This is a genomic window from Aeromonas sp. sif2416 (genome assembly GCF_019218665.1).
Taxonomy (GTDB): domain Bacteria; phylum Pseudomonadota; class Gammaproteobacteria; order Enterobacterales; family Aeromonadaceae; genus Aeromonas; species Aeromonas encheleia.
Genome location: NZ_JAHUXC010000002.1, coordinates 397,378 through 411,799, shown reverse-complemented (window position 1 = coordinate 411,799; position 14,422 = coordinate 397,378). Strand labels below are relative to the sequence as shown.

The 14,422-nt window shown below is 65.2% G+C and carries 11 protein-coding genes; 9 read left to right on the top strand and 2 right to left on the bottom strand.

Annotated elements, in window-relative coordinates:
• The first annotated feature begins 1 nt into the window (after position 1).
• The 8 genes from KW821_RS05250 to KW821_RS05215 all read left to right on the top strand — a co-directional run bounded on the left by KW821_RS05250 (position 2) and on the right by KW821_RS05215 (position 9,808).
• Positions 2 to 916, top strand: a complete 915-nt coding sequence (locus KW821_RS05250) for an ABC transporter permease (RefSeq protein ID WP_218290671.1) — start codon at positions 2 to 4, stop codon at positions 914 to 916.
• A complete protein-coding gene (locus tag KW821_RS05245) occupies positions 913 to 1,935 on the top strand; it encodes an ABC transporter ATP-binding protein (protein ID WP_218290670.1) in 1,023 nt (340 codons plus the stop codon). The genes KW821_RS05250 and KW821_RS05245 overlap by 4 nt, the downstream gene beginning before the upstream one ends.
• An 11-nt stretch (positions 1,936 to 1,946) precedes the next feature.
• The gene (locus tag KW821_RS05240) at positions 1,947 to 2,939 is read left to right on the top strand and encodes an ABC transporter ATP-binding protein (protein ID WP_218290669.1); all 993 of its coding nucleotides are present in this window, start codon (positions 1,947 to 1,949) and stop codon (positions 2,937 to 2,939) included.
• A 100-nt stretch (positions 2,940 to 3,039) separates the two neighbouring features.
• Positions 3,040 to 4,785, top strand: coding sequence for a glycoside hydrolase family 9 protein (locus tag KW821_RS05235; RefSeq protein WP_218290668.1), 1,746 nt, complete (start codon positions 3,040 to 3,042; stop codon positions 4,783 to 4,785).
• A gap of 114 nt (positions 4,786 to 4,899) precedes the next feature.
• Entirely contained in the window at positions 4,900 to 5,772 is an 873-nt protein-coding gene (locus KW821_RS05230; RefSeq protein ID WP_218290667.1) for a BadF/BadG/BcrA/BcrD ATPase family protein, read from the top strand.
• Positions 5,757 to 7,625 carry a beta-N-acetylhexosaminidase gene (locus KW821_RS05225; protein WP_218290666.1) on the top strand — a complete coding sequence of 623 codons (1,869 nt, stop codon included), beginning with the start codon at positions 5,757 to 5,759 and terminating at the stop codon, positions 7,623 to 7,625. Before KW821_RS05230 ends, KW821_RS05225 begins: the two co-directional genes overlap by 16 nt.
• Before the next feature lie 206 nt (positions 7,626 to 7,831).
• Positions 7,832 to 9,385 carry a PAS domain-containing methyl-accepting chemotaxis protein gene (locus KW821_RS05220; protein WP_218290665.1) on the top strand — a complete coding sequence of 518 codons (1,554 nt, stop codon included), beginning with the start codon at positions 7,832 to 7,834 and terminating at the stop codon, positions 9,383 to 9,385.
• Positions 9,386 to 9,457: 72 nt separating this feature from the next.
• The gene (locus KW821_RS05215) at positions 9,458 to 9,808 is read left to right on the top strand and encodes an MGMT family protein (RefSeq protein WP_371317595.1); all 351 of its coding nucleotides are present in this window, start codon (positions 9,458 to 9,460) and stop codon (positions 9,806 to 9,808) included.
• Here the strand turns inward: KW821_RS05215 and KW821_RS05210 are convergent.
• Both KW821_RS05210 and topA read right to left on the bottom strand, forming a co-directional pair.
• A complete protein-coding gene (locus tag KW821_RS05210; protein WP_218290663.1) occupies positions 9,805 to 9,978 on the bottom strand; it encodes a hypothetical protein in 174 nt (57 codons plus the stop codon). The genes KW821_RS05215 and KW821_RS05210 overlap by 4 nt on opposite strands.
• Before the next feature lie 114 nt (positions 9,979 to 10,092).
• Entirely contained in the window at positions 10,093 to 12,714 is a 2,622-nt protein-coding gene (topA, locus tag KW821_RS05205) for a type I DNA topoisomerase (RefSeq protein ID WP_218290662.1), read from the bottom strand.
• Between the two features lie 361 nt (positions 12,715 to 13,075).
• On the opposite strand from topA, the gene astB reads away from it, so the two are divergent.
• Positions 13,076 to 14,413: an N-succinylarginine dihydrolase gene (gene astB, locus KW821_RS05200; protein ID WP_042652627.1), complete on the top strand. Its 1,338-nt coding sequence runs from the start codon at positions 13,076 to 13,078 to the stop codon at positions 14,411 to 14,413.
• The last annotated feature ends 9 nt before the right edge of the window (positions 14,414 to 14,422 follow it).

Sequence of the window (14,422 nt, the reverse complement as noted above, 5' to 3'; positions counted from 1 at the left end):
GATGCGCATGCCGACCATCCTCAAGATCCTATTGGGCAACAAGAAAGCCGCCTTCGGTCTCGCCATCGTGGTCACCTTCGTGCTGATGGCGCTGTTTGCCCCGCTGCTCACCAGCAACGAACCGACCAAGCGGGTCGCCCGCCCCCACCAGCCCCCCAGCATGGAGCTGGTGATGGGTTCCAACCGCATGGGCCACGATCTCTGGTCCCAGTTCACCCATGGCGCCCGCATCTCGCTGCTGGTGGGCTTCGGGGCCGGCCTGCTGGTCTGCGCCCTGGCCATCAGCATCGGCATCACCGCCGGCTACTTCGGCGGCGTGATCGACGAGTGCCTCACCTTCCTGATGAACGTGGTGCTGGTGATCCCCAACCTCCCCCTACTGCTGGTATTGGCAAGCTTTATCGGGGAGGCGTCACCGACGGTGATTGCGCTCATCATAGGCTTTACCTCCTGGGCCTATGGCGCCCGCGTCATCCGCGCCCAGACCCTGGCGCTGCGGGAAAAAGAGTTCGTCATCGCCGCCGAGGTGCTGGGGGAGCCGGCCTGGCGCATCATCCTGGTGGAGATACTGCCTAACCTCATCTCCATCATAGGGGTGAGCTTCATCGGCTCCATCATCTACGCCATCGTCACCGAGGCGACCCTGGAGTTCCTGGGACTCGGCGATCCGACCGTGGTCAGCTGGGGCATCATGCTCTACAACGCCCAGACCTCGAGCGCCATCCTGGTGGGCGCCTGGTGGGAGATCCTTGCCCCCTGCTTCGCCATCGCCATCCTGGGCGCCGGCCTCGCCATGCTCAACTTCGCCATCGACGAGATAGCCAACCCGCAGCTGCGTTCCCACAAGGGCCTCCGTCGCTGGAAGAAACTGGCCGCCCCCGTTCCCGTCACCGCCGCTCAGGAGAAGACAGCATGAGCCCGCAACAACCCCTGCTGTCGGTGCGCAAGCTCTGCGTCGACTACATCACCGAGAGCGGCGACGTGCGCGCCGTCAACTCGGTCAGCTTTGACATCATGCCGGGGGAGGTGTTCGGCCTCGCCGGCGAGTCCGGCTGTGGCAAGTCCACGGTCGCCTTCTCGGTGGCCCGGCTGCACAAGCCGCCCGCCTACATCAGCGGCGGCGAGATCCTGTTCAAGGGGGAGAACATCCTCGGCTTCGACGACGCGCGGCTGCGCAGCTACCGCTGGCGTCAGGCGAGCGTGGTGTTCCAGTCCGCCATGAACGCGCTCAACCCGGTGCTGCGCATGGAGGAGCAGTTCTGCGACGTGCTGATCGCCCACAATCCCGGGCTGACCCGCTACGAGGCGATCAAGCGTGCCCAGGAGCTGCTGGAGATAGTCGACATTCACCCGAGCCGGCTGCGGGACTACCCGCACCAGTTCTCCGGCGGCATGCGCCAGCGGCTGGTGATCGCCATCGCCATGGCGCTCAACCCCGAGCTGCTGATCATGGACGAGCCGACCACGGCGCTGGACGTGGTGGTGCAGCGGGAGATCCTGCAGAAGGTTTATGCCCTGAAGGCGAAGTACAACTTCTCCATCCTGTTCATCACCCACGATCTCTCGCTGATGGTCGAGTTCTGCGATCGCATCGGCATCATGTATGCCGGTGAGCTGGTGGAGGTGGCACCGGCCAAGGCGATCCTGACCGCGCCGCTGCACCCCTACACCAGGGGGCTCGGCAACTCCTTCCCGCCCCTGCACGGCCCGAAAACCGTGCTGGAGGGGATCCCCGGCACCCCGCTCAACCTGCTGGAGGTGCCGGTAGGTTGCCGCTTCCAGGCCCGCTGCGGCAAGGTCCACGCGCGCTGCCGCCAGGAGTACACCGCCCTCGCCGAGATCCGGCCGGGACAACAGACCGCCTGCCACCTCTATGGCATGGCAGAGGAACAACAGGATCTTCCGATCTACCTGGACAAGGCCGCTGGCTGTTAAGGATGTCTGTCATGCAAATCGCCCAAACCGACGCGCCCATCATCGAGGTCCAGCATCTCTACAAGGACTTCTCCGTCAACTCCAACGCCATCAAGAGCGGCAAGATGCGGGCGCTCTCCGACATCACCTTCAACCTGCACCGGGGCCGCGCCCTGGCTGTGGTGGGGGAGTCGGGCTCCGGCAAGAGCACCATCGCCAAGATCATCGCCAAGATGTACAAGCTCTCCAGCGGCCGCATCCTCTATCGCGGCCGGGATCTGGAGGAGTTCAACAAGGGCACCGCCCTGCTCGACTATCGCCAGAGCGTGCAGATGGTGTGGCAGGATCCCTTCGGTTCGCTCAACCCGACCCACACCATCTACCACCACATCGCCCGCCCCCTGCTGCTGCACAGCAAGGTGATCGACAAGAAAGACCTGCCGGACATGGTCCATGCCCTGCTGGAGAAGGTGGGGCTGACCCCGGCCAAGGCCACCGCCGCCAAGTATCCGCACCAGCTCTCTGGCGGCCAGCGCCAGCGGGTCAATATCGCCCGCAACCTGGCGGTGGAGGCGGAAGTGGTGCTGGCGGACGAGCCCACCTCCATGCTCGACGTTTCGATCCGCATCGGCATCCTCAACCTGATGGAGCAGATGAAAAACGAGCTCGGCGTCTCCATGCTCTACATCACCCACGACATCGCCACCGCCCGCTATGTGGCGGAGGATCTGGCGGTGATGTATGTGGGCCACATGGTGGAGTGGGGCGAGGTGGACGAGATCCTGCACCACCCGCAGCACCCCTACACCCAGCTGCTCATCTCGGCGGTGCCGGATCCGGAGAAAAGCATCCACGCCGAGCTGGAGGGAGGCCGCAAGGGGGAGATCCCGCTCTGGACACCCCAATCCTACGGCTGCCCCTTCGCCGGACGCTGCAACCAGGCCATGCCGCGCTGCAAGGAGAGCCTGCCCCCCGTGACCAGGCTCGCCGACAACCACTTCGTGCGCTGCTACCTGCACGAGTGAGCCGGGCGGCATCCTCCGCCCACGCACATCCATGCGGGCCTTAGCGTTAGGCCCGCCAACCGTCTCGCCCATGCCGGCAGACCGAGGGAGTAAGAGCTTGATGGAACTCTTGATCAATCAGGTGGGTTACGATTGTGACGGCCACAAGATTGCCCTGTTGCAGACCGCCGCCGACGCCGACCTCAGCGGTCGGGTGCGGCTGCTGCGCGAGGATGACGGCCAGATCCTGTTCGAGGCCCAGCTGCAGGCCGCCGGCCGGGTGCCGGGCTGGCAGGGCCGCGCCTTCTGGCGCGCCGACTTCAGCGCCGTCACCCGCGCGGGCCAGTACCGGCTGGAGGCCGTCACAACCGAGCGGGGCGACGCCACCGCCAGCCCGCGCCTGACCCGCTCCCCCCGCTTCGCCATCGGTCCCGAGCTGCTCTGCCGTACCTGTCTCTCCGATGTGGTCCACTACTTCAAGGGCCAGCGCGCCAGCGGCGCCTTCGATCGGGCCGATCGCGCCGCCCGGCTGTTTGGCCGTGAGCAGCGACGGGATGTGCACGGCGGCTGGTTTGATGCCAGCGGCGACTTGAGCAAGTACCTGAGCCACCTCTCCTACGCCAACTACCTCAATCCCCAGCAGACCCCCATGGTGGTCTGGTCCCTGCTCAAGTGCCGGGAACTGCTGGCACCGCGCGGCGACATCGACGGCCTCAACCTGTGCAAGCGGCTCAACGACGAGGCGCTGCACGGCGCCGACTTCCTCTGCCGGATGCAGGATGAGAGCGGCTTCTTCTACATGACCCTGTTCGATCAGTGGAGCAAGGATCCCGAGCAGCGCGAGCTGTGCGCCTACGCCACCCAGCAGGGGCGCAAGTCCAGCGACTGGCAGGCGGGTTTTAGGCAAGGGGGCGGCCTGGCCATAGCCGCGCTGGCCCGCGCCGCCCGTGAATCCATGGCCGGCGACTTCGATGCCAGCCGCTATGCCAACGCGGCCAGCAGCGGCTACCTGCACCTGCGCGAGCACAACCTCGCCTATCTGGACGACGGCCGCGAGAACATCATCGACGACTACTGCGCCCTGCTCGCCGCCGTCGAGCTGACCAAGACGCTGGGAGCGGAGTGGCTAGCCGAGGCGAGAGACAGGGCCGGCCGGCTCTGCGCCCGCCAGCGCCCGCACCCGGATCTCGGCCACTACTGGGGTGCCAACGACGACGGCTCACGCCCCTACTACCACGCCGCCGAGGCCGGGTTGCCGGTGCTGGCGCTGCTGGAGTACCTGGCGATCGAGCCGGATCCGGCGCACCAGGCCAGGGTGCGTGCCGTGGTGCAGCAGGCGCTCGCCGCCGAGCTGGCCCTCGCCGCCCAGGCCGGCAACCCCTTCGCCCTCGCCCGCCAATACGTGAAAGGGGTGGATGAGGCGCCCAGGGTGAGTTTCTTCATGCCCCACCACAACGAGTCGGGTTACTGGTGGCAGGGGGAGAACGCACGGCTGGCGTCCCTCGCCGCCATGGCCTTCGCCGCCGCCCGGTCCTTGCCTTCGCCGCTGCAGCACCAGCCCCTGCTCTCGTTCGGCCAGCGCCAGCTCGACTGGATCCTGGGGCAGAACCCCTTCAACGCCTGCATGCTGGCGGGGCACGGCATCAACAACCCGAGCTACACCGCCGGCTACCCCAATGCCCTCGGCGGGATCTGCAACGGCATCACCGCCGGTTTCGAGGATGAGGCGGATATCGCCTTCATCCCGGAGCAGTATAAGGATCGGCTGGATCAGAACTGGCGCTGGGGGGAGCAGTGGATCCCCCACGCAGCCTGGTTTGCGCTGGCCATCTGCTGGCAGAGCGCCCCCGGAGGCTCCCATGATTGAGACGTACAAGGATCGGCTCGATCATAACTGGCACTGGGGAGAGCAGTGGATCCTCCATGCAGTCCGCCTGGTTTGCGCTGGCCATCTGCTGGCAGAGCACCCTGGGAGCCAAGCATGATTGAGTACTGGGTCGGGGTGGACGGGGGCGGCACCCACACTCGCGCCCGCCTTCGGGATCGGGCTGGCAGGCTGCTGGGTGAGGGCCGGGCGGCGGGATCCAACCTGGAGCTCGGCATCGACCGGGCGCACGCCAACGTGCTGGCCGCCATCGCCCAGGCCAGCACCGAGGCGGGCCTGGGCGGCGAGGCGCAGCAGCGGATGGGGGTCGGGCTGGCGCTCGCCTCCGCCGAGCTGGCCGACTGCTACCAGGCCCTGCTGGCCATGTCCTTCCCCTTCGCCAGCGTCCGGCTCACCTCGGATGCCTTCGGTGCCTGTCTCGGTGCCTTCGGCGGCCATGAGGGCGCCATCCTCATCGCCGGCACCGGCTCCGCCGGCCTCATCTACCAGGATGGCCGGCTGCGCAGTTGCTCCGGGCGCGGCTTCCCCATCTCGGATCTCGGCAGCGGCGCCTGGCTCGGGCTGCGTGCCCTCCAGCAGGCGCTGCTCTGCCACGACGGCATCCTGCCCCCCAGCCTGCTCGCCGGGCGGCTGCTCGATCACTTCAAGGGGGATCAGGCCGAGGTGGTGCGCTGGGCCAGCCGGGCCATTCCCGCCGACTACGGCCGCTTCGCCCCCTGGGTGTTTGACGCCGCCGGGGACGGGGATGCCCTCGCCTGCCAGCTGCTGGACGAGACCTGCGCCCAGCTGCAGACCCTGCTGGCGGGGATGCGGCGGCAGGGAGCCGACCAGATTGCCCTGCTGGGCGGGGTCGGCATGCGCCTCGCCCCTCGCCTGGCCCACCTCAACCTTGCCCACCCTAAGGCCGATGCGCTGGAGGGAGCGATATTATTTGCCCAATCAGAGGAATACCCATGTCTGCACCCCTGATCCATACCCAAGTCGACCGACGTGACGGTGATGATGTCTGGTTCCATTTCAGCCTGAGCCAGCTGCCGGCCACCCCCTGGAAGCTGCACTTCTGCCTGGCCCGCCACATTGACCCGAGCTCGCTGGAAGGAGGGGAGCTCCTCCGCCAGAGCGGCAGCTACAAGGTGCTGAGCCCCCAGGCTGGCGCCAGCGAGCTGCGTTTCTGCTGTCGCAACACCCCCATCAAGCGCGTCTCCGACCTGCCGCAAGGCTTCTTCCTGAGCCTGACCGAGGCCGGCAGCACGGGCCCTCGCCTGCTGCCGGTGTCCCTGGCCGGCCAGGAGCTCGGCCTGCCGCCCCTGGCCAGCCAGGCCCCCGAGCTGCCCGAGGTGGAGCCGGCCAACGGCATAGTACCCCAACCGGCCCATCTGCTGCTGCCCGAGGGCAACTTCCGGATGGCGGAGCGGGCCCATGTCAGCGGCCCGGGCTCGCTGGCCAGCCTGCTTGCCCACTTCAACGAGCTGACCGGCCTCGCGCTGGCGCAGGATCACGACGCCAGCATCCAGCTGGTCGAGACCCCCCTCCCCCCCGAGGCTTACCGGCTATCCATCACGCCGGAGGAGATCCGCATCCAGGCGGCCGGCGAGGCGGGCTGGCGCCACGGTCTGGTCAGCCTGGCCCAGTGGGCCCTGCAACATGGGGAGAGCCTGCCCTGCATCGAGCTGACGGATTCGCCGCGGTTCGGCTTTCGCGGCATCTTCCTGGACTGCGCCCGCCACTTCCAGCCCATCGCCACCATCAAGCGCCTGCTCAAGCAGATGAGCCTCTACAAGTTCAACCGCTTCCACTGGCACCTGACCGATGACGAGGGCTGGCGCCTGGAGATCAAGGCCTTCCCGCAGCTGACCGAGGTGGCCGCCTGGCGCGGTCATGGTCTGGCGGTCGGGCCCCAGCTCAGCGGCGGCGCCGATCCTTACGGCGGCTACTACACCCAGAGCGAGGTGCGCGAACTGGTGGCCTATGCCGCCGGGCTCGGCATCACCGTCATCCCGGAGATCGACATCCCTGGCCACTGCCATGCGGCCATCAAGGCGCTGCCGGCGCTGCTGCTGGAAGAGGCGGATCACTCCCGCTACCTGTCGGTGCAATATTTCGATGACAACGTGCTCAACCCGGCTCTGCCCGGCACCTACCAGTTCCTGGAGCAGGTGATCGACGAGGTGTGCCAGCTGTTCCCCGGTGAGCAGGTGCACATGGGCGGCGACGAGGTGCCCGTCGGCGTCTGGACCGACAGCCCCGCCTGCCGGCAGCTGATGCAGCAGGAAGGCTATCAGGATTGCCGCGAGCTACAGGGCCACCTGCTGCGCCACTGCCAGCGCTACCTGGCCGCCAAGGGCAAGCAGATGCTGGGCTGGGAGGAGATACTGCACGGCGACAAGGTGAGCCGGGATGCCACCATCTTCGCCTGGACCCACTTCCAGGCCGGGCTGGATGCCGCCAGCCAGGGCTATCCCGTGGTGATGGCGCCGGCCCAGCAGCTCTATCTGGATCAGGCCTATAACCAGGATCCGCAAGAGCCAGGCCTCTACTGGGCCGGGCCCCTCAGCCTGGAGCAGGTCTACGCCTGCGATCCGGCGCCCGCCGATTTCCATGCCAACGATAACATCCTGGGGGTGCTCAGCCCCTTGTGGTCGGAACTGGTGACCTCTCGTGACCGTCTCGACTATATGTTGTTCCCACGCATGCTGGCCACGGCCGAGGTGGCCTGGAGCGACCCCGCTCGCAAGGATTGGGAGCACTTCGCCGCCCGCCTGCCGGGCCAGTTGCAGATCCTCGATCAGTTGCAGGTGTGTTACCGGGCACCACAGAGGTAGCGTTATCTTTCTCTTTTTGGCGACCTTTTGGTCGCCATTTTTTTACCACCAAACAACAAAAATCCAACCTAGCCCCTACTTTTAATCCGCCTTTATTGGCAAAATAAGGCCCCGATGAAGCTGCTCAAACCGCGCCAAGTGCGGCCCCGGCCCTCCATCCGCTGCCACCACAATAACAACCTATAAGAACATCGGAGCTTATCCCTATGACCCGCAGAGATGTCCAGACCCTGGACCGCGAAGTGGAGTTCCCTGCCGACGTACAGCTGGTCTCGACCACCGACCTGCGGGGCGTCATCACCTACGCCAACCCCGCCTTCTGCCAGATCGCCGGCTACCATGCCGATGAACTGGTCGGCCAGCATCACAACCTGGTGCGCCACCCCGACATGCCCAAGGCCGCCTTCGCCGATCTCTGGGATCGCCTCAAGGAGGGCAACCCCTGGCGCGGCATAGTGAAGAACCGCTGCAAGGATGGCCGCTACTACTGGGTCGATGCCTATGTGACCCCCATCTACGAGCAGGGCAAGATCAGCGGCTATCAGTCGGTGCGCTGCAAGCCCGAGCCCAGGCTCAAACAGGTGGCGAGCCAGGCTTATCAGGCCCTGCTCGGGGTCGAACGGGGCGGCAAAAGCCGACTGCCCTCCCTGCGCCGCGCCAAGCCGGTGCTGCTCGGCCTGCTGATGCTGGGGCTGTTCGGCTGGGCGCTGCTGGCCCACGGCGCCATGACGGTGCTGCTGATGCTGCTGCCCCTGCTGCTGGTCACCGGCGCCTGCTGGCGCGAGCTCATCTCCCTGCCCCGCTACCTCAAGCGGCTCGGCCAGGAATATGACAGCCTGACCCGGCTGGTCTACTCAGGGGATGCGCCTGGCGCCATCGCCGACTTTCATCTCAAGATGCTGCAGGCCCGCATTCGCACCGTGCTGGGCCGGGTCAACGACGCCACCCATCCCCTGCAGAGCCTGGCGACCGATCTGAAGGACTCCTCCCATCAGGCCTTCCTCGACATCAACGAACAGGATGCCCAGACCCAGCAGATGGCCGCCGCCATGACCCAAATGGCCAGCACAGCCCACGAGATAGCGCGCAACATCCAGGACACCAACGGCCAGGTGACGGAGGCGCGCAGCAGCTGCCAGCACACGGTGCAGCAGCTGGATAGGACCGAGCAGCAGATGGAGCAGCTGGCCAGACAGGCGGAGCAGGCCTTCCACTCCGCGGTGGAGCTGGCCAGCGAGTCGGAGCGGATCGGCAGCCTGATGGGCGAGATCCAGGGCATAGCGGCGCAGACCAACCTGCTGGCGCTCAACGCCGCCATCGAGGCGGCCCGGGCCGGGGAGCAGGGTCGTGGCTTCGCGGTGGTGGCGGACGAGGTGCGCACCCTGTCGACCCGCACCCACAAGGCGACCGAGCAGATCCAGGGCAGCATCCATCAGATCCAGCAGACCCTGGGGCGCTGGCAGGGGATGATGCAGGAGAACCTGGCCCAGACCCGCGAGTGCGCCCAGATGACCCGCCAGGGCTCCGGCAACCTGCACCTGGTGCTGGAGGAGATAGAGCAGGTCACCGAGTTCTCCACCCAGATCGCCGCCGCCGCCGAGCAGCAGCAGGCGGTGGTGGAGGAGATCAGCCGCAACATTCACCAGATCTCCCAGTACTCCCGCGCCAACAGCCAGAAGATGCAGGCGGTGGACGACTCCAGCCAGGAGTTGCTCAGACGCACCAGCGAGCTCAGGGGGCTGAGCCAGACCTTCGGCTGATGCCTTGCCCGGAAGACGACAGAAGCGCCACAATGGCGCTTCTGTTCTTTAAGGAATGACCGACCCATGATGATGGATCCCCCCAAGACCGGCCTGAGCAAGGTGGCGCGCATCGAGGCCATTTTGGCCCTGATCCCGGCGGGCCGGGTGGTGAGCTATGGCCAGGTCGCCGATCTGGCGGGCCTGCCCGGCCGTGCACGTCTGGTGGGCAAAGTGCTGCGAGAGACCGACAAGACGCTGCCCTGGCATCGCGTGCTCGGGGCCGGCGGCACCATCTCCCTGCCAAAGGGCTCGGCGGGGTTCGATAAACAGACGGGGTTATTGCAGGAGGAGGGAGTGCCGGTGATCGGCGGAAGGGTCAGGATGCGGGAGTGGCAGTGGCAGCCCGACCTGGCCGAGCTGCTGTTTCTGATCCCGTTCTAGTCATTGGCGAGAAGCGGACCCAGGATCTCGTCGCTGCGCACCTGCACCGGGATGGTTTCATCTTCCCGCTGCAGCAGTACCAGCAGACTCTGCTTGTCCACTTCCAGCACGTAGGCCGTTCCTTCTCTGGTCAGACAGGTCATGCCCGGCCGGATCTCGTTAATCTCCATCACAACCTCCGTGTCTTGCACTGCCATCCATGCAGCCTCTTCAGTATACCGTCATCTCCCAATAAAAAGGCCCCTGTACGGGGCCTCTTTCATCATTGTGTGAACAACGACCGATCAGGATTTCTTCGCCTTGGCCAGGCTCTCCTGCCATTTTCCGTTGTCGTAGTGCGCCGTCCAGCCCGTCGCCTTGCCGTTGACCTCGGTCATCACGTACTGCTCCTTGGTCTTGCGACTGAAGCGCACCACGGATGCGTTACCGTCAGGATCTGACGCCGGTGCATCGGCCAGGTACTGATGCTTGGGCGAGAGCCGGTCCCGGAAACGCTTGAGCTCTTCAACCAGAGGCGCACGAGTCTCACGGGATTTCGGGAAGTTGCTGGCGGCGAGGAACAGACCGGCCGCCCCGTCACGCAGCACGAAGTGGGCATCGGACTGGGTACACTTGAGCTCGGGCAGCGGCACCGGATCTTCCTTCGGCGGCGCGATGTCGCCATTTTTCAGGATCTTGCGGGTGTTCTTGCAGGTCTCGTTGGTGCAACCCATGTACTTGCCGAAGCGGCCGTTCTTGAGCTGCATCTCGGATCCACAACGGTCGCAATCGATGCTAGGCCCTTCATAGCCCTTGAGCTTGAACTGGCCCTGCTCGATCTCGTAGCCGTCGCAGTCCGGGTTGCGACCACAGACGTGCAGCTTGCGGCTGTCATCGATGATGTAGGCATCCATGGCGGTGCCACAGACGGTGCAACGGTGCTTGGCACGCAGCGCCTCGGTCTCGGCCTCGTCACCGTCGGTGGCGGAGACGAACTCGTCGGCACTGACCAGGTTGATGGTCTTCTTGCAACGCTCCTTCGGCGGCAGGGCATAGCCGGAGCAGCCGAGGAAGACGCCGGTGGTGGCGGTGCGAATGCCCATCTTGCGGCCGCAATCCGGGCAGTCGATGTCGGTCAGCACCATCTGGTTGGCGCGCATGCCGCCCTCTTCCGCCGGCTTGTCGGCCTGCGCCAGCTCCTGGGTAAACTCGGCGTAGAAGGCGTCGAGCACCTTCTTCCACTCCAGGCTGCCTTCGGCGATGCCATCGAGCTTGTCTTCCATCTTGGCGGTGAACTCGTAGTTCATCAGCTCGACGAAGTTCTCCACCAGGCGATCGGTGACGATCTCACCCATCTTCTCGGCGAAGAAGCGGCGGCTCTCGACCCGTACATAACCACGATCGACGATGGTGGAGATGATGGAGGCGTAGGTGGACGGCCGGCCGATGCCGCGCTTCTCCAGCTCGCGCACCAGCGCCGCTTCGGTGAAGCGGGCGGGCGGCTTGGTGAAGTGCTGACGGGGATCCAGCTTGACCAGCTTCAGGATCTCGCCCACGGTCACCGCCGGCAGCTGGTTGTCTTCGCCCTTGCGACCCATGGGGGGCAGGGCCTTGGTCCAACCGGCGAAGCGCAGGATACGGCCACGGGCCTTGAGCTCGAACTCACCGGCCTTGACGGTCAGGGTGGAGGAGTCGTACTGGGCCGGGGTCATCTGACAGGCGACGAACTGACGCCAGATGAGGTCATAGAGCCGCATCGCATCCGGCTCCATCCCTTCCAGCATCTCGGCGGTGACCAGCACGCTGGAGGGACGGATCGCCTCGTGCGCCTCCTGGGCACCGGCCTTGGAGCCGTAGAGATTCGGCTCGGCGGGCAGATAGGCCTGGCCATACTGCTCGCCGATGTACTCGCGCAGCGCCTCGACCGCCTCTTTGCTGAGGTTGGTGGAGTCGGTACGCATATAGGTGATGTAACCCGCCTCATACAGGCGCTGGGCCATCATCATGGTCTTCTTCACCCCGAAGCTCAGACGGGTCGATGCCGCCTGCTGCAGGGTGGAGGTGATGAAGGGGGCGGACGGCTTGGAGCCGGTCGGCTTGTCTTCCCGGTTCACCACCTTGTAGTCGACCCCTTCCAGGGCGGCGACGGCGGCGAAGGTCTCGGCCTGGGTGACCGGCTTGAAGTCGACGCCGTTGCGGCTGACCACTTCCATGCGCAGGGCGGACTGCTCGGCGGTCAGCAGATCGGCGTTGAGATCCCAGAACTCGACCGGCACGAACGCCTTGATCTCGCGCTCTTTGTCGACGATGAGCCGCACCGCGACGGACTGCACCCGACCGGCGGAGAGACCGCGAGCCAGCTTCTTCCACAGCAGCGGGGAGACCATGTAGCCCACCACCCGATCGAGGAAGCGACGGGCCTGCTGGGCGTTGACGCGATGGATGTTCAGCTCGGACGGCTGGGCAAACGCCTCCTGGATCGCGGTCTTGGTGATCTCGTTGAACACCACCCGCTTGTAGCGACTGTCGTCACCGCCGATGATCTCGCGCAGATGCCAGGCGATCGCCTCTCCCTCTCTGTCCAAGTCGGTTGCGAGATAGATGGTGTCGGCCTTGGCGGCCAGACTCTGCAACTCGTTAACCACTTTTTCCTTGCCGGGCAAAATCTGGTAGTTGGCCTGCCAGCCTGCGGTCGGATTGATCCCCATCCTGGAGAACAGGGCATTGCGATCCTTGGCAGCCTTCTCTGATTCGCTCAGCTTGATGCCGCGAATGACAGGTTTTTTGGGCTCATTGCTGGCGCTGCCGCTGGTCGGCAGATCGCGCACATGACCGACGCTGGATTTCACCACGTAGTCCTTGCCCAAATATTTGTTGATGGTCTTGGCCTTGGCCGGAGACTCCACTATGACCAGTGATTTGCCCATGCTGTAACTATTATCCTCATTGCACCCGTCGGGGTTGGTGTGCGGTTTTGTGGGGCTGTATAAGAGATTTGACGCGAAAAAGCAATCTTGGAGACAAATTTGCTTGACCAGCCCACACCGCCTTGTCTCTTTATTTATTAATGCGAAGCCTGCGCGCGGGAAGCAACCGCTTTTTTGTTTTTATGCTATATCTCCCCCCTTTTTATATTTGAAACGACATATCCAACCGCTCCTGAAACATAAAAAACCACCTTGGTTATCAGCTTGTTACAAAAGACAAAATCTCTTTATAATGGCCATACGCCGCAGCTTTGTGCGCGGAAGGAACCGCTCCCCATATAAAAATCGAAAGGATGTAGTCATGAAGCACTTCGAGGTCAACTTCGACGGTCTGGTCGGCCCCACCCACAACTACGCCGGCTTGTCCTATGGCAACGTGGCTTCCCAGAGCAACGCCAAGGAGGCTTCCAACCCGAAGGAGGCGGCCAAGCAGGGGCTACGCAAGATGAAGGCGCTGACCGAGCTCGGCATGACCCAGGGGGTGCTGGCGCCCCAGGAGCGACCCGATCTCGCCACCCTGCGCCGCCTCGGCTTCAGCGGTTCGGATGCCAGCGTGCTGGCCCAGGCCGCGAAACAGGCTCCCGCCGTGCTGGCCGCCTGCTACTCGGCCTCCAGCATGTGGACCGCCAACGCCGCCACCGTCTCGCCGAGCGCCGACACCCAGGATGGCCGCATTCACTTCACCCCCGCCAACCTGACCAACAAGTTCCACCGCTCCCTCGAGCCGGAGGTGACCGGCCGCATACTGCGCGCCGTGTTCAACAACGATCGCCACTTCAGCCACCACCAGCATCTGCCGGAAAACGATCACTTCGGTGACGAGGGCGCCGCCAACCACACCCGGCTGTGCCGCGCCTACGGCGAGGCCGGGATCGAGCTGTTCGTCTATGGCCGCAGCGCCTTCGACGTCTCCCAGCCCGCCCCCAAGCGCTACCCGGCCCGCCAGACTCTGGAGGCCAGCCAGGCCATCGCCCGCCTGCACGGCCTGGGGGAAGAGAGCGCCGTCTTCATCCAGCAGAACCCGGAGGTGATCGATCAGGGGGTGTTCCACAACGACGTGATCGCGGTGGGCAACCAGAATGTGCTGTTCTTCCACCAGCAGGCGTTTCTCAATACCGCCGGGGCCCTGGCCGAGGTACGCGCCAAGTTCGGTGACGGCGAGCTGCACTTCATCGAGGTGCCGACCGCCGAGGTGTCGGTGCAGGATGCGGTGAAGTCCTACCTGTTCAACACCCAGATCCTGACCCTGCCGTCCGGCAAGATGGCGATCATCGCCCCCACCGAGTGCCAGGGCAACCCGGCGGTGTCCGCCTATCTGAACAAGCTGCTCACGCTCGGCACGCCGATCACGGGCGTGCACTTCATGGACGTGAAGCAGAGCATGCGCAACGGCGGTGGCCCCGCCTGTCTGCGGCTGCGGGTCGCCATGAACGATGCGGAGCTGGCCGCGGTCAACCCGGCCTGCCTCATCAACGACGGCCAGTTTGCCCGCCTGGATCAGTGGGTGGATCGCCACTACCGCGACAGCCTGGCGCTCGATGACCTGCGCGACCCATCCCTGGTGCTGGAGACCCGCACCGCGCTGGACGAGCTGACCCAGATCCTGAAACTTGGCTCCGTCTATCCCTTCCAGCGCTGAGCGCTGGAT